Origin of the sequence: Desulfolutivibrio sp., from assembly GCF_036584575.1 — a bacterium.
GTDB lineage: Bacteria > Desulfobacterota > Desulfovibrionia > Desulfovibrionales > Desulfovibrionaceae > Desulfolutivibrio.
The window spans coordinates 56,045-78,901 of the sequence record NZ_JAZHDB010000066.1; the positions used below are offsets into that span (position 1 = coordinate 56,045).

A 22,857-nucleotide genomic window follows, 5' to 3' on the forward strand; every position below is an offset into this window, starting at 1 on the left:
CAGTCCATGAGGGTGGGGGCCATGGGTTTCTATGAATTCTTCGCCGGGGCCGGAATGGCCCGAATCGGGCTTGGCCCGGACTGGCCCTGCCTGTTCGCCAATGACTTCGATCCGGGCAAAGCGGCGTCCTACAGGGCCTATTTCCCATCCTCCCACGAACTGCGCCTGGGCGATGCGGCAAACCTGAAGACCTCGGACCTTCCCGGACACGCCGATCTGGCCTGGGCCTCCTTTCCCTGCCAAGACCTCTCTTTGGCCGGCCATTACGCGGGACTCGGGGGTGAGCGCTCCGGCGCCTTCTGGGCCTTCTGGCGGCTCATGCGGGGCTTGCGGGCAGAAGGCCGCGCCCCCCGTATCATTGTCCTTGAGAACGTCCGTGGGACCATCACTTCCCATCAAGGCCGCGACCTTGCCGCCATCTGCGAGTCTTTGGCCCGGGAAGACTACCGATACGCTCCATTGGTGGTGGACGCCCAACTTTTTTTACCCCAAAGCCGCCCCCGGCTTTTCATCGTGGCCTTCGGCCCGGAGACGACGCCCGCGCCAGGGTTGGCGGGCGATGGTCCTTTGCCCCCCTGGCATCCCAACGCATTCGCCGCCGCCTATGACCGCTTGTCCCCGCAGGCCAGGGCCGCCTGGTTGTGGCTAACTCCGCCCAGGCCGCAGGCAACACCCGGAAAGCTCTCGGACCTGATGGAGGATGAGCCGCATGGCGTGAAGTGGCACACAGCCTTTGAGACAAAACGCATCCTGGAGCTCATGTCGCCGCTGCACCTGGAGAAGGTGAAAAAGGCCCAGAAAGAGGGCGGCAAACGTGTGGGCGCCGTCTACAAGCGGACCCGCCCGCAGGGCGATGGAACAAAGGCCCAGAGGGCGGAGGTTCGCTTTGACGAGGTGGCCGGATGCCTTCGTACCCCGGCGGGAGGGTCAAGCCGTCAGATCATCATGGTGATTGAGGGCAAAAAGGTCCGCACCCGGCTCCTATCCCCCCGCGAGGCCGCACGGCTCATGGGCCTGCCCGAAGATTACCCCCTGCCCGAGCGGTACAACGACGCCTACCGCCTCATCGGAGACGGAGTGGCCGTGCCGGTGGTTTCCTGGCTGTCCCGCACGATACTTGAACCGTCTCTGCACGTTTCAAGGAGCGCGATGGCGGTCTGACGCCGCCAGGGAAGTCCGGCATGCAGGCGGGCGCCGTCCCCGGCACGCTGCCTGACGAAAGGGCGGTCGTGGTGGAGAAAAACGGGGTTGTCCGCCACGGCATCGACTCGACCCCGCATGGCGACGGCCAGGACGACAGGAGCCGGTCTTGAACGAAGCACAACCGTTATCAGGTCAGGTCGGATGGTACGACAATCCGGCTGGATCATGCTCAAGAGGGCGGCCCGGTGATGGCTGACGTCTTTGACGCGCAGACCCGAAGCCGGGTCATGCGGGCCGTCAAAGGCGAAAATACCCGACCGGAACAGGCCGTCCGCTCCCTCCTGCATGCTTTGGGCTATCGATTCCGCCTGCATCGGCGCGACCTGCCCGGTTCCCCGGACATCGTTTTCCCCGGCCGCAAGGCGGTGATTTTCGTGCATGGATGTTTCTGGCACGGCCACGGATGCACCCGAGGCAGCCGGATGCCCAAGGCCAACGCGGACTACTGGGTTGGCAAGCTGGCGCGGAACACGGCCCGCGACGCAAAGGCGAGAGCGGACCTGGAGGCCCTGGGCTGGCGGGTGCTGGTTGTCTGGGAGTGCGAGATAAAAGATGCGGCGATGCTGGCGGACAGGCTGCGGGATTTTCTGGACGTCGGCCCGGCCGGGAGTGTGGCCCGCACGTGACGGCTTGTGGGCCCGCTACGCCCCGGGCGCGCCGAACTCCACCGTGTGGCCCGCACGTGACGGCCGGTGGTCTATCCCTGGGTCTTGGCCGACTGGCGGGGCGGCGTATCCGGCTTGTGGCGACGCGGTGCGGGCGAATGCGGCATTGCCCCTGCTGCCCCCGCAACCGTTGACAAATGGTATATTTTTTATATCATTTTGCGATGAAGTTTGAGTACGATCCCGCAAAAAGCGCCGCCAACAACGCGAAGCATGGCCTTGATTTTGAAGCGGCCAAGGCCCTGTGGGATGATGAGAATCTGCTGGTTTTTCCGCTGCGCTTTGAGGATGAACCGCGACACGCCTGCATCGGCATGCTGGCGGGGAGGCGCTGGACGGCGATCATGACCTGCCGACGGGGCCTCGTCCGGATCATTTCCGTGCGCCGGTCACGAAAAGATGAGGTGGAGGCCTATGAAAGCGAAGACTTTTGACACGCAGTTTGACGACGGCGCAAGCGTCATGCCCGTTGCGGACATGGCCAAGGCCTCCCGTCCGAACAAGCTCAAGCGCGTCAATGTGGACTTTCCCGAATGGATGGTGGAGGCGCTGGATACGGAAGCCCGCCGCCTTGGGGTCAGTCGGCAGGCCCTGGTCAAGGTGTGGATAGCCAATTGCCTTGCGCAGGAGTCGCAGAGCGTTCGCTGACAAAAGGCGCCTGACCGCTTGACGACGCCGATATCGCCCGGCCTGGGTGAGGGGCTGCGGGCATCCCCGGACACAGGAAAACTCCGGGTCCGGCTTGCGGCGATGCAGGGAAGGCGAATGCGGGAGGGTGTGAACGTGTGATTGGCGGAGAGGGTGGGATTTGGGAGCAGACAAAATTTTTTTACGAATACTTGTACGTAGCAGAAAAAAAACAATCCAGCTCCTCCACTATTCAAATTAAAAGTGTAATGCTAATCTTGAAATTTCTTTTTATTTCTAATTAGTTCGTATGCATCATGACAAGGTGGGTTTAATGTTGAAGCGGGAATTATTGGATCGTCTGATGCATTCAAGGCTGCGAGTAATGGATCATTTCGACCAATTTCCCATGCATTGACTATTTTTAGCCTTTTTTTAATAAAACCTGTACGTTGGTTAATTGATTGGGGAGTGGCATGTTGCAGGAAAGACCCAGGGCAAATCTTAAAGGAACCGGCGTCTTCGAAACACTTTAAAAAAATTGTAAGATTGTCAGTACGCTGGGGTTCCATTGTGTTCAGCCGAAAGGTATTGAGTACTATCCGAGATGAATTTTTCGTTATCTGCTGAATGGAATTGAGATTAGAACCTATGGCAACACGATAATGGGCTGGGTTTGTTTTTTGAACACCTCTAATAATGGAAATATCCACAAAATCGTCAAGAATGCCATTCTTGGCTGCGTTTTTCCATCCGTTAAATATCATTTCACCATAAGGAAAATTCTCAAAAATCAAAACCATGATTGGCATTTTGATCTCTGGATCCCACATGTAGCCCGTGCCTCTCCATTTTGCTTGATCCCACAACCGGGTGTTGATCACGGAAAGAGTCATTATATCACTGTGCTTGAAAGAGTCCGAATCAAAAGGTTTTGAAAGATTTTTCTCTTTTCTGTGATGTAATCCAACAATATTTTTTGAGTTCTCCTGGAAAGGGTGGATGGCTGTAGGCGTCCAGGGTACGGCCCTTTTAAAAGGTAATCGTTCATCAGTTGCATACTCTTCCCAGTCCTTTATCGAGTATCTTGGTGAATCCCCAAAAATGTTGTCAAAGGCAAGAGGCATTGACGTTGTCCAGAACGCCCGATTCTGTACCTGTTCCTTTCCAAAAAGAGTATCAAGTTGCTCTGGTAAAATGGAACAGTTAATTTCACTAATAAGCATTACCAATAAATCTTGCATAGAATCATTATAGGCTTCATCTGTAGTAATGTTAGACAATGATCTATTGTGATGGATAACTTTAATTTGTGATTCTCCACAATCGTTGACTTCAAGAACGCAAGAGAAAATTCCAGATTGGCTATCATCCGATGATATAAAAATTGAAAGATTTGATCGTGATGAGAACACGCTATGCATCATAATTGTTGATGCCATAAACGACTCAGCGAATGCTAATATGGCCTCCCCCAGAACAATTGAATTAGTTTTGTTATCGGCAACAACTTTGATCTCACACCCCAGGATATTAGTCTTCATCTCTACTGTTTCTCCCAATAGCCAGTCGGGCATAACAGGGAGATCATCGTTCGCGGGCTGAGCTAACCATAAGCTGAAATAATGCTGTAAGTCTTGATCATTTTCGCCATATTCTGATCGATACATGTCCTCATATCCCATTGTGAATAATACACTGGCACGAGACATAAAAAGGCCTAGCTTGTCGAAAAGACCTGCAACATGTTCCAGTTCTCCCCATACCTTGGGATCGCTTTTCAGAACCAAAATACCTAGGATGCAGTCCATGTGAACAAATTCATTATTTAACTCTTCCCGTTTCTCATTTTCCAATTCAAGTACATTGTACAAAATACCCAGCCAACGGATCCATCCTAGAATGCATGGAACTCTACCAAGCCGAAGTTCTATCCAGTACAACTTTCGTATGATTGAAAGAGAGACTAGTAGTATTGGTTCTCCTTTCAGGTGTTCATGCATAGTACGGTCTAAGGCCTGAAGCAGGTTTGCCCTGGCTGCCCAAAGAAGGCCAGCCCGCTCATAAGCCAATGCGAGCGAATATATAGTTTCAATAAACAATAGAATGTGCTCACTTTTTGCTAGTAAAAATTGCGCCTTTCCATATTGCTCTATTGCAGAATATGGTTTGCCTGATTCAAGTTTGTTATGGCCGAATCTAAGGCGCATCTTTCCCTGTTCAGATTCTCCGACTCGGCTTGATTGTAAGGTGATAGCTTTCTCAAGAACCTTGTCATATTCTTCAAAGTTTTTAGCGATAATGGACATGTCTTCTATAATTTGAATCAAATGAGCAACGGGATAATCTAGAAGTCCCTGTGCTTCATCAAGGACTCCGGACATCAAATTCAAAATATCTGGCATTATTTCCGGCTTTATTATCGCATCATTTAAATCCATAAACACAAGCTGAGTTCGCGCCCAAAGGGCATTAGTTGGCCTGGTTTGGTCCTTTGCCTGGATGAGCAAAGCATTTCTTAAGAATCCTGTCCGTTCTTTCCATGTATTGATCTCTGAATAATATTTTTTTTGCCGTATCCAAGTTACTCCAGCAATCCACAAATTGACCAACTTCTCCAGTTGCCAAGATGAATTAAAATCTACAACTAAGTCGGCAAGTTCAGTATAAAGATGATCAAGCTCATTGAAGTCATCAAACCACCAATAAGCAGTCCATGCCTTGTTATAAAGAACCCTAAAAATGTCTCTTTTGCTTCCATGCTCACGAGCAATGCGAAGGGCACGCTCAAACCGTCCATCAACATCCATCCGTGAGTACGCCAGACCTCTTGCAAGTAAAGCTGTTTGTAAGCAATCTTCAATGAGTTGATACTTCGAGAAACGATAGCGACCAGGATCATCAATGAAAGACTCGAGTTCTTTTAACTCGGCAAGCCTTTCCGTGTCGATTGGACCGTTTGATGTTGATATATTCGTCTGCGGCCTGCTAATTTCCAGTGTTGAAAAGGCTATATCCCATCTTCGATTTTCAAAGACTTTTTCAATCATCCAAGTACGATCCAATATTCTAACTGGAATATCCCATTCAGTGTGCAAACTATCTTCTACGTCAACTCGTTTTTTGCTTGAAACGGACTGATTAGTCATGAAATATATAAGGCTATAACCACGGTTTGTTTTTGCTATTTTTTGAACATCTGATTTGACTTTACTCTGCCAATCCTTTTTTGCACTAATTGCAAATCCCCATCGTTCTTTTGCTGCTTTTGGATCGGTTTCATACCAACGCAGAGCAACTTCATCCGCCACCGGATATGTTTCTGTGTCAACTTTCGCATCCCCCCCTCCCATTGGCCCGGTTTGAGGGACTAAATTGGGACAAAGTTCCCTCTCGGCAAGTCGTCGACAAAAATGCTCGAACTGATATTCTTGCTGCCTCTGTGTAAGAGTATCTAAGTGAAACTCAAGTTGATCTTTTTCCAAATATTCTTCTGTCGTCTGTATTGTGTCGGAAAACAGTTCAGGACGACGACCTTTCAAGAAATCCGACGGCGAAAAAACTTTGTCTGAAGTGTTCATAACTCGATATATAGCGTTAAATAGCGCATAATGGCAACCCTGCCATGTTTATTCTATCATGCTCGAAATATACCCTTTTTTGAGGCGAACTTGGCCTTACTCCGTCGTGTTAACCACGGATAAGTTCGGTCTCGACTCTTTCAGCTTCTGCCCTTTCGAGGCTCTTCTGTATTCCTCTGGGCTCAAGCCGCCCAGCGCACTGTGCGGACGCAGGACGTTGTAGTCCTGCCGCCATTCTTCGAAGATCTTCCTGGCTTCCAGTTGTCCGTTGGTTTTCCAGGGCGGATGAACTCCAGTTTGACCCTGTGCTCATGTGCCCAGCGGTCCAGAGCTTTACTGGTGAACTCCAGCCCTGTCCATGCGGATGACCTTAGGACTATCCCTGAAGGCGCAGCGCTTCCAATCTTCTGGCTGCCCGTTCTCCGGTAATGGATCTGTCCGGTTCCAGGCAATGGCTGCGACGATCCCAAAGATATACTACGACAGCACACGCATACGCCGTCCGTCAGGCAGGCTGTCGCTTACGAAATCCATAGCACCGTGCTGCACCACTTGTAGAATGTCGCGTCAGATATACGGAAAGTTGTACGGGAGCAAAGCGGGATTGAGGCGGATTAAGACTTACAACAACGGACAAAGAAAAACTCCCAACTCGTTGATTATCAAGGGATAACGGACGAATTGGGAATTTCTTGAATGGTCTATTGGCGGAGAGGGTGGGATTCGAACCCACGTGCAGGCTATTAACCCACAACCCGATTTCGAGTCGGGCCCGTTACGGCCACTTCGGTACCTCTCCGCGCGCGGTTCGCGACAGCGAACGAATTTAGCATAATAGCTGCATCGCTGGGATTAGGCAAGACTTTCATGCCCGGTTTCTGGCCGGATTTTCCCGCTCCACCGGGCCCCGCTTGGGCCGGAGCATGCGCCCCATGCCGATTCCCGGCCGGATGCTCCCGCCTGAGGGCCATCCGGACGGCGACTCACCGTCTCAGCCGGTTCGGATTCCGAACAGCCCGCCAGGGGAGGCCTCCGCCCAGGCCGCGCCCGCCATCCCGGCCACATCCGTCGTGGTCGGACGCTCCCGCCGGGCCTTGAAAAACCGCCGCAGCATCTCTGCGCATTCGTCGTCCCGGACCCCGCCGAAAACCATCAAGCGATGGTTGAGAAAAGGCAGCTCCATGGCCGCCATTCGGCTTCCGGCCGCCCCCGTCCTGGGATCGGTCGCGCCGTAAACCAGGAGCCCGATCCGGGCATGCACCATGGCCCCCATGCACATCAGGCACGGCTCAAGGGTGCAGACCAGGATGCAGTCCGAAAGCCGGTAGTTGCCCAGGCGCTCGGCCGCCTGGCGCAGGGCCAGCACCTCGGCGTGGGCCGTGGGATCTCCTAGACGCAATGGGGAATTCCCGGCCTGGGCCAGAAGCTCCCCCCGGGGGGAATAGACGGCCGCCCCCACGGGCACGTCCCCGAAGGCCGCCGCGCGCCTGGCCTCGGCCAGGGCCGGTTCCATAGCCGCCTCCCATGACCCCGGAGGGGTCGGGCAGGGCGGCGCTTCGGCCAGGATCAGGGAAGGGGCGTCGTCTGCGTCCATAAAGGATTCCGGAAAGACCGCGCTGCCGGGCCACACTCCGCAGGGGCGCGCGAGGGTTGGGGGCATCCTGTCCGCCCCGGCGGCCCAGCAGGTCAGGTCGAGGATTTGAGGTAGGCCACGCCGTTTTCCAAAAGCACGGTTCCCAGGACCGAGGTCTCGCCCCGGGTCCAGCCGGGATGGTTGGTCGGATGGTTGAAGGCCTCGGGGTGGGGCATGAGCCCCAGGATGCGGCCCGTGGGGTCCGTCAGTCCGGCGATGCCCATGGGGGAGCCGTTGGGATTCTCGGGATATTTCTCCGTGGGCAGGCCCGTGGCCGGGTCGGCGTATTGCAGGGCCACCAGGTTCTCGGCCCACAGGGCGTCCAAAACGGCCTGATTCTTGGGAACCAGCTTGCCCTCGCCATGGCGCACGGGCAGATCGAGGCGCGAAATCCCCCGGGTGAAGACGCAGGGGCAGGCCGGATTGGCCGCAAGCGTCACCCAGCGGTCCTCGAAGCGTCCGGAGTCGTTATTGGACAACGACAGCTCGCGCACGAAATATTTGCCGAAAAGGCCGGGCAAAAGGCCGATTTTGACCAGAAGCTGAAAGCCGTTGCAGATGCCCAGGATCAGCCCGCCAGCCTCGAAAAAGGCCTTGAGCTGGTCAATGACCGCCTCGCCCGTGCTGGTTTTGGCGTGGGTCCACCGCAGGGCTGCGGCCTGGGCCGCGCCCAGGTCGTCGCCGTCGAGGAATCCCCCGGGAAAGATCAGGAAGTTGTACTCGGCAAGCCGGGTGCGCCCGGCCGTGACGTCCGAAAAATAGGCGATATCGGTGACGTCGGAACCGGCCTGGGTCGCGGCGAACGCCGATTCGACCTCGCAATTGGTTCCAAAACCGGTGATCACGAGGGTTTTCACCTTGGGCATGACGGATTCCTCCGGGGGGGTTCCTTGAAAAAATACGGCTGGTCGCTTAGGTTTCGGGGCGGAACATAAATGGCCCGGATCATGGCGTCAACACGAACCCGGCAGGCTGCGCCCGGTTCTTCGGCCCAGGCCCGTATCCGCTTTCCGGCTGAGCCCGCACCAAGGCCCTTTGGCCTTGCGTTGACCGGAAAATCCAGGATTTTCCACGGGTTTGCCGGGAAAAAAGTGATGGCCCAAACACCGTGTTTGGGATACATGCGGTGCCGCGCCGGATGGCGATGGAACACATGACAACAAGGGAGTCGGGAGCGCATGAAGACCAAATTTATTTTCGTCACCGGGGGCGTCTTGTCCTCGTTGGGCAAGGGATTGGCCGCCTCCTCCATCGGGGCGCTGCTGATCGCCAGGGGGCTTAAGGTAACCATTCAAAAACTCGATCCCTACATCAACGTGGACCCGGGAACCATGAACCCCTTCCAGCACGGCGAGGTCTACGTCACCGACGACGGGGCGGAAACCGACCTGGATCTCGGCCACTACGAACGCTATCTGGGCGTGTCCTTAAGCCAGAACAACAACTTCACTTCGGGGCGCATCTACCACTCGGTCATCAGCAAGGAGCGGCGGGGCGACTACCTGGGCGGTACGGTCCAGGTCATTCCGCACATCACCGACGAGATCAAGCGGGCCATCCTGGGCGTGGCCACAGACGAGGACGTGGCCATCATCGAGATCGGCGGCACCGTGGGCGACATCGAGGGCCAGCCGTTCCTGGAGGCCATCCGCCAAATGCGCTCGGACCTTGGCAAGGAAAACGTCCTGTACATCCACCTGACGCTGGTGCCGTACATGCGCGCGGCCGGGGAGCTCAAGACCAAGCCCACCCAGCACAGCGTCAAGGAACTGCGCAGCCTCGGCATCCAGCCCGACATCATCATCTGCCGCAGCGAGGTGGACCTCAACCGCGACATCAAGGACAAGATCGCCCTTTTTTGCAACGTGGACGCCGACGCCGTGTTCTGCGCCGTGGACGTGAAAAACATCTACGAGGTGCCGCTGAACCTCTATTCCGAGGGTGTGGACCAAAAAATCGCCATCCTCTTGCGGCTTCCGGCCAAAAACGCCGAGCTCAATTCCTGGCGCGACCTCATCTGCCGCATGTCCAATCCGCAAAAAACCGTCACCATCGGCATCGTGGGCAAGTACGTGGACCTCAAGGAGGCCTACAAGAGCCTGCATGAGGCCTTGATGCACGGCGGCGTGGCCAATGACGCAGCCGTGGAACTGGTCTATGTCAATTCCGAGACCGTCACGCCCCACAACGTGGCCGAAAAGCTGGCCGGGGTGGACGGCATCCTGGTTCCGGGCGGCTTCGGCTCCCGGGGCATCGAAGGCAAGATCGCGGCCATCGAATATGCTCGCACCAAGGGCGTTCCCTTCTTCGGCATCTGCCTGGGCATGCAGTGCGCGGTCATCGAATTCGCCCGCCACGTGCTTGGCCTGGAAGGGGCCAATTCCGAGGAATTCGATGTGACCACGGCCCATCCGGTCATCTATCTCATGAAGGAATGGTTCGATTTCCGCACCAAGAAGATCGAGCGCCGCGAGGCTGACGGCGATATGGGCGGCACCATGCGCCTGGGGGCCTATCCCTGTGCGGTCAAGCCCGCCACCAAGGCCTATGCGGCCTATGGGGAGCTTGAAATCTCCGAACGCCACCGGCACCGCTACGAATTCAACAAGGTCTACGCCAACCAGTTCGAGGAGGTCGGCCTGTCGTTTAGCGGCCTGTCCCCGGACGGCGAACTGGTGGAGATCGTTGAGCTGAAAGACCATCCCTGGTTTCTGGGCTGCCAGTTCCATCCGGAATTCAGAAGCAACCCCATGCGCCCCCATCCCCTGTTCCGGGAATTCATCAAGGCCGCCGTGGCCCGGCGCGAGGCAGGCCACGGCGCTTCCACGTCCGAAAAGTGCCCTCCGTGTCCGGCGGCCAAGGCATGATCCGTCGTGCATCCCGGCCCGGGACGTCATGCGGTGGAGCCAGGCCATGGACCTGATGTCCCGGGCGCGCCGGATCGCGCTTCTGGTTCTGGATGTGGACGGGGTCATGACCGATGGCGGACTTGTGTATGACGCCGCCGGGGCCATCCGCAAACGCTTCCACGTCCATGACGGCCTGGGCATCAAGCTGGCCCAGGAGGCGGGCATCGAAGTGGCCATGGTCAGCGGCCTGGACCAGGGGGCGGCCGCCGCCAGGGCCAGGGAGTTGGGGATTGCCGAATACCACGGCGGCCATCTGCGCAAGCTGCCGATCCTGGAGGACATTCTGGCCCGCAGGGGCCTGGCCTTTGAACAGGCGGCCTTTCTGGGCGACGACTGGGTGGATGCCCCGGTCATGGCCCGGGTGGGGCTGCCCATGGCCGTGGCCGACGCCCAGCCCGAAATTCTGGGCATGGCCCTGTGGATATCCCGGCGTCCGGGAGGACAGGGGGCCGTGCGCGAGGCCATCCGTTTTCTGCTTTCGGCCCAGGGAAAACTCCAGGGGCTGTGGCGAAAATGGGAGCGATAGCCCCGGGGTCTGCGAGTTGCCAGGGCGCGGCGTCTGTGTCATAAATCGCACTACGCAGGCGGCCCAGGCCGTAGGCGTGACGCGGGCGGATGCTGTCTCGCCCGCATGATCTTCAATCGAGAGCACAAGGTACAAACGAGATTCCATGGCGCTGGAACTGCGGCAACAACTCAAACTTTCGCAGCAGTTGGTGATGACTCCCCAACTGCAGCAGGCCATCAAGCTTCTGCAACTGTCCAGGCTGGAGCTCATGGAGAGCATCCAGCAGGAATTGATGGAAAACCCTCTCCTTGAAGAAGTTCTGGAGGAGGAGAAGGGCGACCGGCAGATGGCCGAAGACGATCACGCCCCCAAGCCCGGCGGCGAAGATACGGCCATCGAAAAGGAGCTGATCAAAAACGCCGAATGGGACGACTACCTGGGCGATTTCGCCAGCACGCCGGTCCAGTCCCACCTCCGCGAGACGGAAATTCCCGAGGACGGCATGGCCTTCGACGCCCGCCTGTCCTCCAAGCCCTCCCTGGAAGGCCATCTGGACTGGCAGATGCGCCTGTCGCACTTCACGCAAAAAGAACTGGCCATCGGCGAGGCCATCTGCGGCAGCCTGGATTCTTCGGGATATCTGTCGGCCACGGCCGAGGAACTGGCCCACATGACCGGGACCACGCCGGAAGAGGTGGAGGCCGCGCTGTACAAGGTGCAGCGGTTGGACCCCGTGGGGGTGGCCGCCCGGAGCCCCCGCGAATGCCTGTTGGTGCAGATGGAGGTTCTGGGCCTGACCGATCCCATCCTTGTCGAGATCGTCTCGGAGCATCTGGAAGACCTGGAGGCCCGCCGCTACAAGCCCCTGGTGAAGAAGTTCAAGATCACCATGGAGCAGCTCAAGGTCTATCTGGACACCATTCAGAGCCTCGATCCCCTGCCGGGGGCAAGCTTCGGCTCAAGCGAGCCCATCTTCGTCAGCCCCGACGCCTACATCTACAAATATGGCGACGATTTCATCATCCTGCTCAACGAGGACGGGATGCCGCGTCTCCAGCTCAATTCCATGTATCTCGAAGACGTCATTCCCAAAGGCGACAAGGATCGGGACTACATCCAGGACAAGAAGCGGTCGGCGGAGTGGCTCATGAAGAGCCTTTATCAACGCCAGCGCACCCTTTACAAGGTTCTTGAGAGCATAGTAAAATTTCAGCGGGGATTTTTTGAAGATGGCGTGAACAAGTTGCGTCCGCTCATCCTCAAAGATGTGGCGGAAGACATCAGCATGCACGAATCCACCGTGAGCCGCATCACGTCCAACAAGTATACGGCCACGCCCCACGGCATCTTCGAACTCAAGTTCTTTTTCAACAGTTCCCTGGAGCTTGACGACGGCAGCACCGTGGGTTCGGAATCGGTGAAGGCCACCATCCGGCAGCTTATCGCCGCCGAAGACCCGAAAAAACCCATCAGCGACGAGGCCATCGCGGACATCCTCAAGGAGCGGTTGCAGATCAACATCGCCCGCCGCACCGTGGCCAAGTACCGCACGGCCATGGACATCGCCTCGTCATCCAAGCGCAAGGAAATGTTTTGATTCGCCCGTCACGCCGTGATCCGTCACGGCCGAACATACAGGAGGCGCCCCATGAACATCACGTTCAACTTCAAGAATTTCGAACCATCGGATCATCTTCGCGATTACGCCCGCAAGCGTTTTGACAAACTGACGAAATACATGACCAACACCGATTCCTCCGAGCTCCAGGTGAATCTGAGCGTGGAGAAAACCCGGCAGATGGCGGACATCGTTTTCACCGCAGACCTGTTGCACATCTCGGCTCACGAAGAGTCCGAGGACATGTATTCCACCATCGACCTCATCCTGGACAAGCTCGAGGCCCAGGTGCGCAAGATGCGCGAAAAGCAGAAGGACCGTCGCAAGCGCGCCGAATCCGTGCGATCCGACGTCATCAGCTTCACCGATTCCGCGTCGGGCCCCCGGGAGCGGACCATCATCGAGTCCGAGCATTACCAGCCCAAGCCCATGTCCGTGGATGAAGCGGCCATGCAGTTGGACACCCTGGGGTACGAGTTTTTGGTGTTCCTCAATTCCGAGACCGAGCGGATAAACGTCATCTACCGCCACAAGAAGGGCGATTTCGGGCTCATCGACCCTGGCACCGGCAACTGACGCCGAAAAAAAACGTCCGGGCCATGACCGCATTGGCGGGGAGGTCTTCGGGGAGTAACGCGAAAAAATGAAGCTTGAGGAGTATCTGCGGCCCGAATTCGTCCTGGACGATATGCGGTCCGTACACAAATCCGACGTGTTGGCCGAACTGGTGGCCCCCATCGGCGTGGCCTTTGAAGACTTCGACGTGGACAAGGCCCACCGGGTGCTTCTGGAACGCGAGGCGCTGGGGACCACCGGCATCGGCGACGGCGTGGCCATTCCCCATGGCAAAATGCCCGGACTGTCGCACATCATCATTGTCGTCGGCCGAAGTCTCACGGGCGTCAACTTCGACGCCCTGGACTTTAAGCCGTGCCGTCTTTTCTTTCTGGTCATTGCGCCGGAACATGTGGCCGGGATGCATCTGCGCATCCTGGCCCACATCTCCCGGCTGCTTTCGGAAGAAAGCTTCCGCGAGGCCTTTTTGCATGCCGAGGGACGGCAGGGGCTGTGGCGGGTCTTGACCGAGGCGGCGTAACGCCCTGTCGTGATCCCTGCGCCTGACGGCACGGCCGGGGCGGGTGTCGCCAGAGGCCGTGCCGGTGTGGTGCGACGGTGTGTGTTCTCCGAAAGCGGGAAAGGGGAGACGGCCATGTCCGAACATGTCTTTCCGGTCATCATCCTCACCGGCCTTTCCGGATCGGGGAAGAGCAGCGGGCTCAAGATTTTCGAGGATCTCGGCTTTTTTTGCGTGGACGGCCTTCCGGTCAGCCTGACGCCGGTTCTGATCAAGCTTTTTGCCGGACAGGCCGAAACCCGCTATCGCGGGTTGGCCCTGGGCATGGACGTGCGCCAGGAGGATTTGGACCGGGAGTGGGGCGAGGCCCTGGCCCAGATCAAAAACCGCAGCGCCGACATTCAGATCGTCTTTTTCGAGGCCGACACCAAGGAAATCATCCGCCGCTACGCCACCACCCGGCGGCCGCATCCCCTGGAAAGCAGCAGTCTCGGCCTGGAACGCGCGGTGCATGTCGAACGTGAACGCATGTCGCCCCTGCGCGACGCTGCGGACCTGATTCTGGACACCACCAATTTCTCCATCCATGACCTGCGACGTACCCTCCAGGAGAAGTGGAGCTTTTTATCCGGGAAAAGCGGCCACCTCAAAATTCACATCATGTCCTTCGGCTTCAAGTACGGGCCCCCCGGCGAGGCGGATCTCATCTTCGATCTGCGATTTCTTCCCAACCCCTATTTCGACGCCGCCTTGCGCCCCCTTTCCGGCAAAGACCCGAAAATCGCCCGATACGTCCTGGGCGGCGAACCGGGATGCACCTTTCTGGAAAAACTCAACGACTTTTTGTTGTATCTGGCGCCGCTGTACGCCACGGAAGGCCGCTACCGGCTGGCTGTGGCCGTGGGATGCACCGGGGGCAGACACCGCTCCGTGGCCGTGGCCGAGGCTGTTTTTGACAGACTGTCCAAGGCCGGATACACTGTTTCCCTGGAGCATCGGCATATCGACAAGGATTGACCACGACCTGCCGGATGCGGCCCGGGAGTGCGTATGGCCCGGTATATTCCCCACAACATCCGCAGCCGACCGACCGGAACGACATGAAAGCAGATTCCGCATCCCTCCCCATCGGGGTGGTCATCGCCACCCATACCGATTTTGGCGGCAGGCTGCTCAAAGCCGCTGAATTCATCATCGGCCCCCAGGAGAACTGTCAAAGCATCAGCGTGGACATCTCCCATGAGGTTGAACTGACCCTTTCCGCCATCAAAGAGGCCATTGCGGCCACGGATCGCGGGGCGGGGGTGTTGGTGCTCACGGACATGTTCGGCGGCACGCCCACCAACCTGAGTCTGTCCCTTTTGGGCACCGGCCGCCTGGAGGTCTTGACCGGGGTCAACCTGCCCATGCTGATCAAAATCCTCACCTCTCGAACGACCCCTCTGGAAAAGTTGGCCGTGGACGCCAAACAGGCGGGATGCCAGGGGATCGTGGTGGCGGGGGAGGTGTTGCGCAAGAAGGTGGCTGAGGGCTGACGCCATGCATTTTGTGCGGATCGACAACCGGTTGGTGCATGGCCAGGTCATCGAGACCTGGTTGCCGCACACCCGGGCCCGGATGATCGCCGTGGTCAACGACGAGCTTGCGGGCAACATGTTGCGCCAGGAGATCATGTCCCTGGCCATCCCGGACGGCGTGGACATCGTCTTTTTACCGGTCGCCAAGATGACCGCGTTTTTTTCCGGCAGCGCACGGCAGGACATGGACGCCCTCATTTTGTTTTCCTCCTGCGCCGACGCCCGGGCCGCCTTTGAAAGCGGCTATGGATTCACCTGCCTCAATCTGGGCAATCTGCACTATGCGGCAGGGAAAAAGCAGATATGCCCCCATGTGGCCTTAAGCAAGGAAGACGAGACGTGCCTGCGTTTTTTCGTCCAAAATGGCGTAAAGATCGATTACCGGTGTGTTCCGGGAGACTCTGAACTGCCGAGGGCGTTTTGATGCACATCGATACCGGGCTTGTCTCCCACATCCTCATCGTCGCTTTTTTTTTGTCCTGTTCACCTTTCTGCGCTTCTCGCTGAATCTGTTCCCCCTGGACCGGCCCCTGATCGTGGGACTGGTCTACGGGGCGGTCTTCGGGGACATCCCCACATGCATGAATATCGCCATTTTTTTTGAGCTGTTCTGGCTCGACCTGTTTCCCGCCGGGACGTTCATTCCTCCGAATCAGGCTGCGGCCACCCTGGCCACCCTGACCCTGGCCCGATGTTTCGGCCTGACCGAGGCCCCGGGGGTTCTGGCGGCAGTGGTCATGTCCCTGCCCCTGGCCTTGATCTTCGCCCGCCTGGAGGCGTTCCACCGCCGGTTCGAGACCTCGGCGCTGGCCAAGGCCGCTGACGCCGCCGCCCGGAAAGGGCTCGTGCTCTCGCCCGGACGGCTCATCCTGCGTTCCCTGACGGACATGGCCCTCATCGGCGGGGTGTTGTACGCCCTGGCCCTGGCCGGACTTCTGGCCGCAGGCAACCTGCTGTTCGCCATGATCGGCCCACTGCTGGAACACCAGTCCAAGTCCTTCGCCCATTTGTGGATTCTGGGCAGCCTGGGAGGCGTCCTGTCCCTGCGCCATCGCCCGGCCTATGCGGTGTTGTCCGTGGGGGTGGGCTTGAGCATTCTGTGGTTCCTGGTGTTGACTTAAGGTTCGGTTCCGGGCACAGAATCAGGAATCTCGAGCCGCCCGCATTTTCCCCGGCCAAGACCCTTGGCAAAATCCAGAGATTGGGATAAGATTCACAAGCTTTCCCGGAGACGAAGCCCACAAGGCTATTAAACCATCAGGAGGACTGAATATGGCTGTTTATGCTGTTGGACACAAAAATCCGGACACGGACACCGTCGCCACTGCCATCGGCGCCGCCGACTACTTCAAGAAAAAATGCGGCATGGATGTCATCCCCGTGACCCAGGGCGCGATCAATCCGGAGACCAAGTTCGTGCTTGGGAAGTTCGGCGTGGCCACCCCCGAGATTCTCACCGACGCCACTGACAAAAAGATCATCCTGGTTGACCACACCGATCTGTCCCAGAGCCTGGACAACCTGGGCAAGGGCGAGATCGTGGCCGTCATCGACCACCACAAGCTGGGCGACGTGACCACCACCAATCCCCTGGAAATGTGGGTCTGGCCCGTGGGCTGTAGCTGTACCGTTTTGAAGTCCATGTACGACTTCGCCGGCATCGAGATCCCCAAGCCCATCGCCGGGATCATGCTCTGCGCCATCCTGTCCGACACCGTCATGTTCAAGTCCCCGACCTGCACCGAGGCCGACAAGAAGGCCTGCGAGGCCCTGGCCAAGATCGTCGGCGTCACCGACATGATGGCCCTGGGCGTGGAGATGTTCAAGGTCAAGTCCGCCGTGGAAGGCACCCCCATCCGCGAACTGGTCTTCCGTGACTACAAGGACTTCGACATGTCCGGCAAGAAGGTCGGCATCGGCCAGTTGGAAGTCGTGGACCTGTCCATCCTGACGCCCATCAAGGATCAGCTCCTGGCCGACTGCAAGAAGGTCAAGGCCGAGAACGGCAACCACAGCGTGTTCCTGCTTCTGACCGACATCATGAAGGAAGGCTCCGAGCTCCTGATCGTCTCCGACGATCCGGCCGTGGTCAAAAAGGCCTTCGGCGTGGACGTCAAGGGCGAGTCCGTGTGGCTGGACGGCGTGCTGTCCCGCAAGAAGCAGGTCGTGCCTCCCTTCGAAAAGGCCTTCGCCTAAATTCGTTTCGATGCGATGTGAGTGAGAGCGGGGCGGCCTTCGGGCCGCTTCGCTTTTTTTGCGCGCTGTACCGGGATGAGGCGGCACGTTTCGAGCCGGACAAGGACGCCAGCCTATGGCCGAGGCCCTGCGAGGACGGCGGAGTCAGGCGAATACTTCCTCGGCACACTCATAAGAAGAGCCCCCCCGGTTCTGCCTGGGGACTCCCTACGTTTGGCGGTTCCTGGGATGATCGAAAACCTCCGGTTGGATCAGCTTCAGTTGGCCGAATATCAACCTTGAGGCTACTGCGTCGTTGAAACCGCACTGAGCGGTTCGTTATCCTTTCATTTCTTGGATCTTCGAAGTTATCTATCTGGAATATTACATATTATAAGAATGTAAAACACCCCTATTGGGGGTGTCCAGGGCGGCTTCAGCCGTTAAAGGCTGCCCGGGCCGTGGGACCACGCAGGCAGGGCGCGCCTGCGGCCACGACGACGGTCAGGCCTACGGCAGATGCGGCGCTGGCACTGGCATGACCGCCATGCCCCAGGCGTCTATCCGTCCCCCGTGATGCTGCGCAACGCCCGGGACCGTATCCGCCGGTTGGCCGGGGAATCTCCCTCACGCTCCCATGTTTCGCACAGGTCGCGGACAAAGTCCGGATGATCCTTGGCCGCGTCGTTGAGCCAGTTTCCCACGGAATCCTGCACGTATTTGGCGGGATCATGCCGCACGGGCGCAAGGAGAGTCAATCCTGGGGCCGGATCGCGCCTGAGTTCGGGAAGATGGGCGCACCACACCCCGCGCGGGCGGGTGATCTCGATGGCGAACCGGCGCAGCCGTTCCGACTGTTCATGGACAAGTGGTTCAAGCATGGTGATCCATGTCCTGAGATCAGGCGTCACATGGGGACGAATAGCCATCCATGCCCATTCCCGAACGCCAAAGTGGGGATCGTCCGCCAAAGGTCGGATGGCGGCGAGCCTGTCGGCCGCAGCCAGGTCCGAGGCCAGCCCGATGATGAAACAGGCGAACCCGCGCACGGTGTCCGAGGCGTGGACGGAAAGCATGGGCAAAAGGGCAGTCCCGCCGTGGGACAAAAGGAGTCTGGCGGCCAAGTTCATGCGCCGGGTGATGCCCAGGTCGGCGGCGGCGGCCATTTCGGCACAAAACGCCGAGGGCAAATCCGGCACGGCGGCGGCCAGAAGCGCGGCATAATCCACGGCCAGCCCCTCGGCCAACGTGGCGGATTCCAGGGTTCCGACGTTGAGCGCGGCAAGAACGTGGGACGGGATGTCCGCCCGGCGCACGGCGCCGGTACGGCGCTTCGGGACGGATTGTTTCCGGGTCGAGGGCTTTGGCATGACACGACCTTCAAGGTTCTGAATGAAAACGGGCCGTCTGGCGGCGGCGCATTTTGAAACGGGAAAAGCCCGGCAGCGACCGTCATCGCGCGGCCCCGTGCAGATTGCGTTCCCGGCGACAGGGTGCGCACCGGCAGACTTTTCCCCCTCTTCCGGTGCGGAGACCAATGTCCCATAATGTAAATTATGTAAACTTTAATAACGACAACGAGGACGCAAGGATTCGAAAAGACTCGGGAACTACGTCGGCCGTCGTCTCGCGACGGCGCGACACGACGTTTTGCCCCTTTCAGGCGACGGCGCCGGAAGCGCATCCGCAAACGCATCCTGTCTGTCCTCAAGCATTGCCGCAGTCCATGCCCGAAACCCAGGCGTTTGCCCGTGACGAGTTCACGCTCAGGCCAGCCATGGTTCGAAATCAGGATTCGGTCGTAAACAGGTCGACCATGGAAAAGGATTCCACGTCCACAAGGCCCTTGTCCGTGAGTTTGAGTTCCGGGATGACCGCCAGGGACAGAAACGACATGGACATAAACGGATGCGCGTCGGCTTTCTCCGGCGCGGACACGGCGGCATAGGCCTCGCCAAGATCGGCCAGGGACTTTTCCAACTCGTCCAGGCATCCGGCGGACATGAGCCCGGCCACGGGAAGCTCCACAACGGCCAGGATACGTCCGCCTCTGACAACGCAGAATCCGCCGCCGACCTTGGTCAGGGTTTGGGCCGCAAAGGCCATGTCCGTATCGTTGACGCCAGCCACGATGAGGTTGTGGGAATCGTGGGAAACCGTTCCGGCGATGGCCCCGGCCGCCAGCCCGAGCCCCTGAACAAACCCCAGGCCCACGTTGCCCGTGGCGTGATGGCGCTCGATAACCGCCAGCTTGGCCAGGTCGCGTTCGGGATCGGCCAGGGCCAGCCCGTTTTCCACCGTCGGATCAAGGATCAATGACCGGGTGACGATCTGCCCCGGCACAAGCCCGATAACCCGCACCCGGCCTGGTCTGGCCGGGATGCGAAAGGTCTCGGGGGTGACCTGGGCCGGTCGCATGGTGTTTTTCGGGACGGGAACTTCGCGGCAGGCAAGATTGAGGTCCCGGACATCCCGGCCGCCAAGCCAGACCCGGGAAACGGCGAACGTCTCCAGGTCGTCCAAAAGGACCAGGTCCGCCCGGTAGCCCGGGGCCACGGCCCCCCTGCCATGCAGCCGGAAATACCGCGCGGTGTTGATCGAGGCCATGGCCACGGCCGCAACCGGTGAAATCCCGTGGGCCACGGCCCGGCGCACCAATTCGTTCATGTGCCCGTGTTTTTTGATGTCTACCGGGTCACGGTCGTCGCTGACCAGGGAGAACCGCCAGGCATTCTCCGGGGTCACCAGGGGCGCCAGATCGGCCAGATTCTGCTCGGTGCTGCCCTCGCGAATCATGACCTGCATGCCCTTTCTGAGTTTTTCCCGGGCCTCGTCGAGGCGGGTGCATTCATGGTCCGAGCCCGGCCCGGCCAGGATATAGGCATTGAGCCGTTTTCCGGTCAAAAGGGGCGCGTGGCCGTCCACCACCCTGCCACTGGCGGCCTCAAGCTTGGCCAACATCTGCGGATCGCGGGCCAGGACGCCCGGATAATTCATGACCTCGGCCAGGCCGAGCATCTGGTCGGCATAGGGATACTGTGCCGCCAGCATGCGCCGGATGTCCTCCGGGGTGACGGCCGCGCCAGAGGTCTCCATGTGGGTGGCCGGGACGCAGGACGACATCATGACGTAAAAGGTCAAGGGCAGATCCCGGCTGGCCGCAAGCATGTATTCGATGCCAGCCGGGCCCATGACGTTGGCGATCTCATGGGGGTCGCAGACCACGGCGCAGGTGCCGTGCGGGGCTACGGCCCGGGCGAACTCCGGGGGCGACAACAGGGTGGATTCGATGTGGATGTGCCCGTCGAGAAAGCCGGGGCACAGAAAGCGACCCCCGGCATCCACCACCTCCCGGGCCGGATAGTCTCCAAACCCGAGCACCACGCCGTCGGCCACGGCCACGCTTGCGGCATGGATCTCGCCGGACAGGACGTTGACCAGCTGGCAGCCGGTAATGAGCAGATCAGCCGGGATTTCGCCAAGGGCCAGGGAAATGCGCCGGGCCAGCCGGGCCGAGGCGTCAAAAGGCGGTTTGTCCATAACTACGGCGCTCCAGGGATGTTTCTTCGGATGGACCATACCACAATCCGTCGGCGTGGGAAGATGGTCGTGCGACCAACCGTAGAGTTAAAGTAATGCTTGATGTCTGCGGTATCGACAATTCCGATCAAACGACAATCTAGCGATATATTATATCTATTTGACCTTGCGCCGGGGATATGATGGGACAATGGCACAGAACGAAAAAAGGACGCCCCATGAAGACCATATCCCTGGATTGCCGTGGACTTGCCTGCCCTGGTCCGGTGCTGCGGTGCAAGGACGCCATCGATTCCGAATCCCCTGAGGTCATCGCCGCCACCGTGGACAACGAGGCGGCCAAGGAGAACGTGGCCCGCTTTCTTGCGGCCAAGAAATACCAGGTGGAGATCGCGCCCGTGGCTGGCGGCCATGTCCTGACCGGAACCCGCCAGGGAGCATCCCCGGCCGACTCCCCTGCCCCCGTGTCCGGGGACTCCCCGGCCGCCAAGGAACAGATCGTGGCCTTTCTCACGTCCGACGCCATCGGCCGGGGCGACGACATCCTAGGGCAAAAACTCATGGTCAATTTTCTGGCCACCCTACCGGAACTCGGCGAGAGCCTGTGGCGCATCGTCATGGTCAACGGCGCGGTCAGGCTGGCCGTGGCCGGAAGCCCGGTGCTGGACAGGCTCAAGGCCTTCGAGGCGGCCGGGGTGACCATTTTGGTCTGCGGCACCTGCCTGGACTTTTTCGGGATTTTGGACAAAAAAGAGGTCGGCCAGACCACCAACATGCTCGACGTGGTCACCAGCCTGCAACTGGCCACCAAGGTGCTCCAGGTGTAGGCCATATCCCGGCCCGGAGTCCCTCCATCGCCCATCCCACACGCGACACCTCCCCCCTGGCGCACAGCGACGAATCCCAGGGGGTTCGGCTCAACAAGGCCCTGTCCCAGGCCGGTATCTGCTCCAGAAGACGGGCTGATGAGCTTGTTTTGACCGGAAAAGTGCTCCTTAACGGGGTTTTGATCCGTGAGCCAGGGGTCAAAATCGACCCCAATCGAGATACTGTTGTCGTTTCTGGCCAAAAAGTGGCTTTTTCTCCGCAAAAAAAGCATACCTATTTGGTTTTCCACAAGCCCGTACAGACCGTGACCACGGCCTCCGACCCCCAGGGGCGGCCCACGGTCTTCGAACTCCTGCCTCCCGAAATCCCCCGCCAGGGCCTTTTCACCGTGGGACGTCTGGATTTTTATTCCGAGGGGCTGTTGCTTTTCACCGATGACGGGGAACTCACCCACCGACTCACCCATCCATCGACACATGTTCCGAAAATATATCATGTTTTGGTTCGCGGGCAGGTCAGCGAGCACACCCTGGCCATCATGGGCCAGGGCATGCGTCTGGCCGAGGGCGAGGTCTTGGCCCCGGTTACGGCCAGCGTGCTGTACCGCGAGACCCCGGAACGAACCCTGCTGTCCCTGCGGCTCATCCAGGGGGTCAACAGGCAGATACGGCGCATGTGCCGCGACCTGGGGTTGACCGTGCTGCGCCTGGTGCGTGTGGCCCAGGGCCCCATCGCCCTTGGCGATCTTCCCCGGGGGACGTTCCGCCCCCTGACTCCGGAGGAGGTTTCGGCCCTGCGGGCCGCCGCCGGGCTCGGGCCAGTCCCCAACGCTTCCACCTCGCCTCCCCCCGGCGAGCTTCCGATGGCCGGCAGCTCATGCCATTCCTTGCAGGCAATCTGGCAACCGCGGCACGCCGT

22 protein-coding genes, 1 tRNA gene and 1 pseudogene are annotated in these 22,857 nt (G+C 58.9%); 17 read left to right on the forward strand and 7 right to left on the reverse strand.

Going from position 1 to position 22,857, the window contains the following annotated elements; genetic code table 11:
- The first annotated feature begins 21 nt into the window (after nucleotides 1-21).
- From V3572_RS05070 to brnA, 4 genes are all read left to right on the forward strand, one after another.
- Nucleotides 22-1,161 carry a DNA cytosine methyltransferase gene (locus tag V3572_RS05070; RefSeq protein WP_332109898.1) on the forward strand — a complete coding sequence of 380 codons (1,140 nt, stop codon included), beginning with the start codon at nucleotides 22-24 and terminating at the stop codon, nucleotides 1,159-1,161.
- Nucleotides 1,162-1,391: 230 nt separating this feature from the next.
- Nucleotides 1,392-1,829 (forward strand): very short patch repair endonuclease, encoded by a 438-nt coding sequence (locus V3572_RS05075; protein ID WP_332109899.1) that lies wholly within the window; start codon nucleotides 1,392-1,394, stop codon nucleotides 1,827-1,829.
- A gap of 176 nt (nucleotides 1,830-2,005) precedes the next feature.
- Complete coding sequence (locus tag V3572_RS05080; protein WP_332109900.1) at nucleotides 2,006-2,302, forward strand: BrnT family toxin; 297 nt, start codon at nucleotides 2,006-2,008, stop codon at nucleotides 2,300-2,302.
- Nucleotides 2,283-2,516: a type II toxin-antitoxin system BrnA family antitoxin gene (brnA, locus tag V3572_RS05085; RefSeq protein WP_332109901.1), complete on the forward strand. Its 234-nt coding sequence runs from the start codon at nucleotides 2,283-2,285 to the stop codon at nucleotides 2,514-2,516. The genes V3572_RS05080 and brnA overlap by 20 nt, the downstream gene beginning before the upstream one ends.
- A 251-nt stretch (nucleotides 2,517-2,767) precedes the next feature.
- Here brnA and V3572_RS05090 read toward each other — a convergent pair whose 3' ends face one another.
- The 5 genes from V3572_RS05090 to V3572_RS05110 form a co-directional block, all read right to left on the reverse strand.
- Nucleotides 2,768-6,076, reverse strand: a complete 3,309-nt coding sequence (locus V3572_RS05090) for a hypothetical protein (protein WP_332109902.1) — start codon at nucleotides 6,074-6,076, stop codon at nucleotides 2,768-2,770.
- Nucleotides 6,077-6,172: 96 nt separating this feature from the next.
- Complete coding sequence (locus V3572_RS17790) at nucleotides 6,173-6,337, reverse strand: integrase core domain-containing protein (RefSeq protein ID WP_442877355.1); 165 nt, start codon at nucleotides 6,335-6,337, stop codon at nucleotides 6,173-6,175.
- Nucleotides 6,338-6,781: 444 nt separating this feature from the next.
- Nucleotides 6,782-6,875, reverse strand: a tRNA-Ser gene (locus V3572_RS05100).
- A gap of 192 nt (nucleotides 6,876-7,067) precedes the next feature.
- Nucleotides 7,068-7,670 carry a tRNA adenosine(34) deaminase TadA gene (tadA, locus tag V3572_RS05105; RefSeq protein ID WP_332109903.1) on the reverse strand — a complete coding sequence of 201 codons (603 nt, stop codon included), beginning with the start codon at nucleotides 7,668-7,670 and terminating at the stop codon, nucleotides 7,068-7,070.
- 92 nt (nucleotides 7,671-7,762) lie between these two features.
- Complete coding sequence (locus V3572_RS05110) at nucleotides 7,763-8,575, reverse strand: phosphoribosylformylglycinamidine synthase subunit PurQ (protein ID WP_332109904.1); 813 nt, start codon at nucleotides 8,573-8,575, stop codon at nucleotides 7,763-7,765.
- A 312-nt stretch (nucleotides 8,576-8,887) separates the two neighbouring features.
- On the opposite strand from V3572_RS05110, the gene V3572_RS05115 reads away from it, so the two are divergent.
- From V3572_RS05115 to V3572_RS05160, 10 genes are all read left to right on the forward strand, one after another.
- Complete coding sequence (locus V3572_RS05115; protein WP_332109905.1) at nucleotides 8,888-10,576, forward strand: CTP synthase; 1,689 nt, start codon at nucleotides 8,888-8,890, stop codon at nucleotides 10,574-10,576.
- Between the two features lie 46 nt (nucleotides 10,577-10,622).
- On the forward strand, nucleotides 10,623-11,144 hold the full coding sequence (locus V3572_RS05120; RefSeq protein ID WP_332109906.1) for a KdsC family phosphatase: 522 nt from the start codon (nucleotides 10,623-10,625) through the stop codon (nucleotides 11,142-11,144).
- A 145-nt stretch (nucleotides 11,145-11,289) separates the two neighbouring features.
- A complete protein-coding gene (rpoN, locus tag V3572_RS05125; RefSeq protein WP_332109907.1) occupies nucleotides 11,290-12,723 on the forward strand; it encodes an RNA polymerase factor sigma-54 in 1,434 nt (477 codons plus the stop codon).
- A 51-nt stretch (nucleotides 12,724-12,774) separates the two neighbouring features.
- Nucleotides 12,775-13,320 (forward strand): ribosome hibernation-promoting factor, HPF/YfiA family, encoded by a 546-nt coding sequence (gene hpf / locus V3572_RS05130; protein WP_332109908.1) that lies wholly within the window; start codon nucleotides 12,775-12,777, stop codon nucleotides 13,318-13,320.
- Between the two features lie 67 nt (nucleotides 13,321-13,387).
- A complete protein-coding gene (locus V3572_RS05135; protein WP_332109909.1) occupies nucleotides 13,388-13,840 on the forward strand; it encodes a PTS sugar transporter subunit IIA in 453 nt (150 codons plus the stop codon).
- Between the two features lie 114 nt (nucleotides 13,841-13,954).
- A complete protein-coding gene (gene rapZ / locus V3572_RS05140) occupies nucleotides 13,955-14,836 on the forward strand; it encodes an RNase adapter RapZ (protein ID WP_332109910.1) in 882 nt (293 codons plus the stop codon).
- 83 nt (nucleotides 14,837-14,919) lie between these two features.
- A complete protein-coding gene (locus V3572_RS05145) occupies nucleotides 14,920-15,354 on the forward strand; it encodes a PTS sugar transporter subunit IIA (RefSeq protein ID WP_163302974.1) in 435 nt (144 codons plus the stop codon).
- 4 nt (nucleotides 15,355-15,358) lie between these two features.
- Complete coding sequence (locus V3572_RS05150; protein ID WP_332109911.1) at nucleotides 15,359-15,820, forward strand: PTS sugar transporter subunit IIB; 462 nt, start codon at nucleotides 15,359-15,361, stop codon at nucleotides 15,818-15,820.
- Nucleotides 15,783-16,517 (forward strand): PTS sugar transporter subunit IIC, encoded by a 735-nt coding sequence (locus V3572_RS05155; RefSeq protein ID WP_332109912.1) that lies wholly within the window; start codon nucleotides 15,783-15,785, stop codon nucleotides 16,515-16,517. The genes V3572_RS05150 and V3572_RS05155 overlap by 38 nt, the downstream gene beginning before the upstream one ends.
- Before the next feature lie 151 nt (nucleotides 16,518-16,668).
- Nucleotides 16,669-17,592 carry a manganese-dependent inorganic pyrophosphatase gene (locus tag V3572_RS05160; RefSeq protein WP_332109914.1) on the forward strand — a complete coding sequence of 308 codons (924 nt, stop codon included), beginning with the start codon at nucleotides 16,669-16,671 and terminating at the stop codon, nucleotides 17,590-17,592.
- A 539-nt stretch (nucleotides 17,593-18,131) separates the two neighbouring features.
- On the opposite strand, the gene V3572_RS05165 is transcribed toward V3572_RS05160, so the two are convergent.
- Together V3572_RS05165 and ade are read right to left on the reverse strand one after the other, a co-directional pair.
- Nucleotides 18,132-18,941 carry a DNA alkylation repair protein gene (locus tag V3572_RS05165; protein ID WP_332109915.1) on the reverse strand — a complete coding sequence of 270 codons (810 nt, stop codon included), beginning with the start codon at nucleotides 18,939-18,941 and terminating at the stop codon, nucleotides 18,132-18,134.
- 418 nt (nucleotides 18,942-19,359) lie between these two features.
- Complete coding sequence (gene ade / locus V3572_RS05170; protein ID WP_332109916.1) at nucleotides 19,360-21,111, reverse strand: adenine deaminase; 1,752 nt, start codon at nucleotides 21,109-21,111, stop codon at nucleotides 19,360-19,362.
- A 218-nt stretch (nucleotides 21,112-21,329) separates the two neighbouring features.
- Here ade and yedF point away from each other — a divergent pair, with 218 nt between their 5' ends.
- From yedF to V3572_RS05185, 3 genes and pseudogenes are all read left to right on the forward strand, one after another.
- Nucleotides 21,330-21,938, forward strand: coding sequence for a sulfurtransferase-like selenium metabolism protein YedF (gene yedF, locus V3572_RS05175; RefSeq protein WP_332109917.1), 609 nt, complete (start codon nucleotides 21,330-21,332; stop codon nucleotides 21,936-21,938).
- A 56-nt stretch (nucleotides 21,939-21,994) separates the two neighbouring features.
- Nucleotides 21,995-22,141 (forward strand): annotated as a pseudogene (locus V3572_RS05180) (S4 domain-containing protein); the annotation flags it as partial.
- A 75-nt stretch (nucleotides 22,142-22,216) separates the two neighbouring features.
- Nucleotides 22,217-22,857, forward strand: a 641-nt coding sequence (locus V3572_RS05185) for a pseudouridine synthase (protein ID WP_332109918.1), incomplete at its 3' end; no start/stop codon positions are given.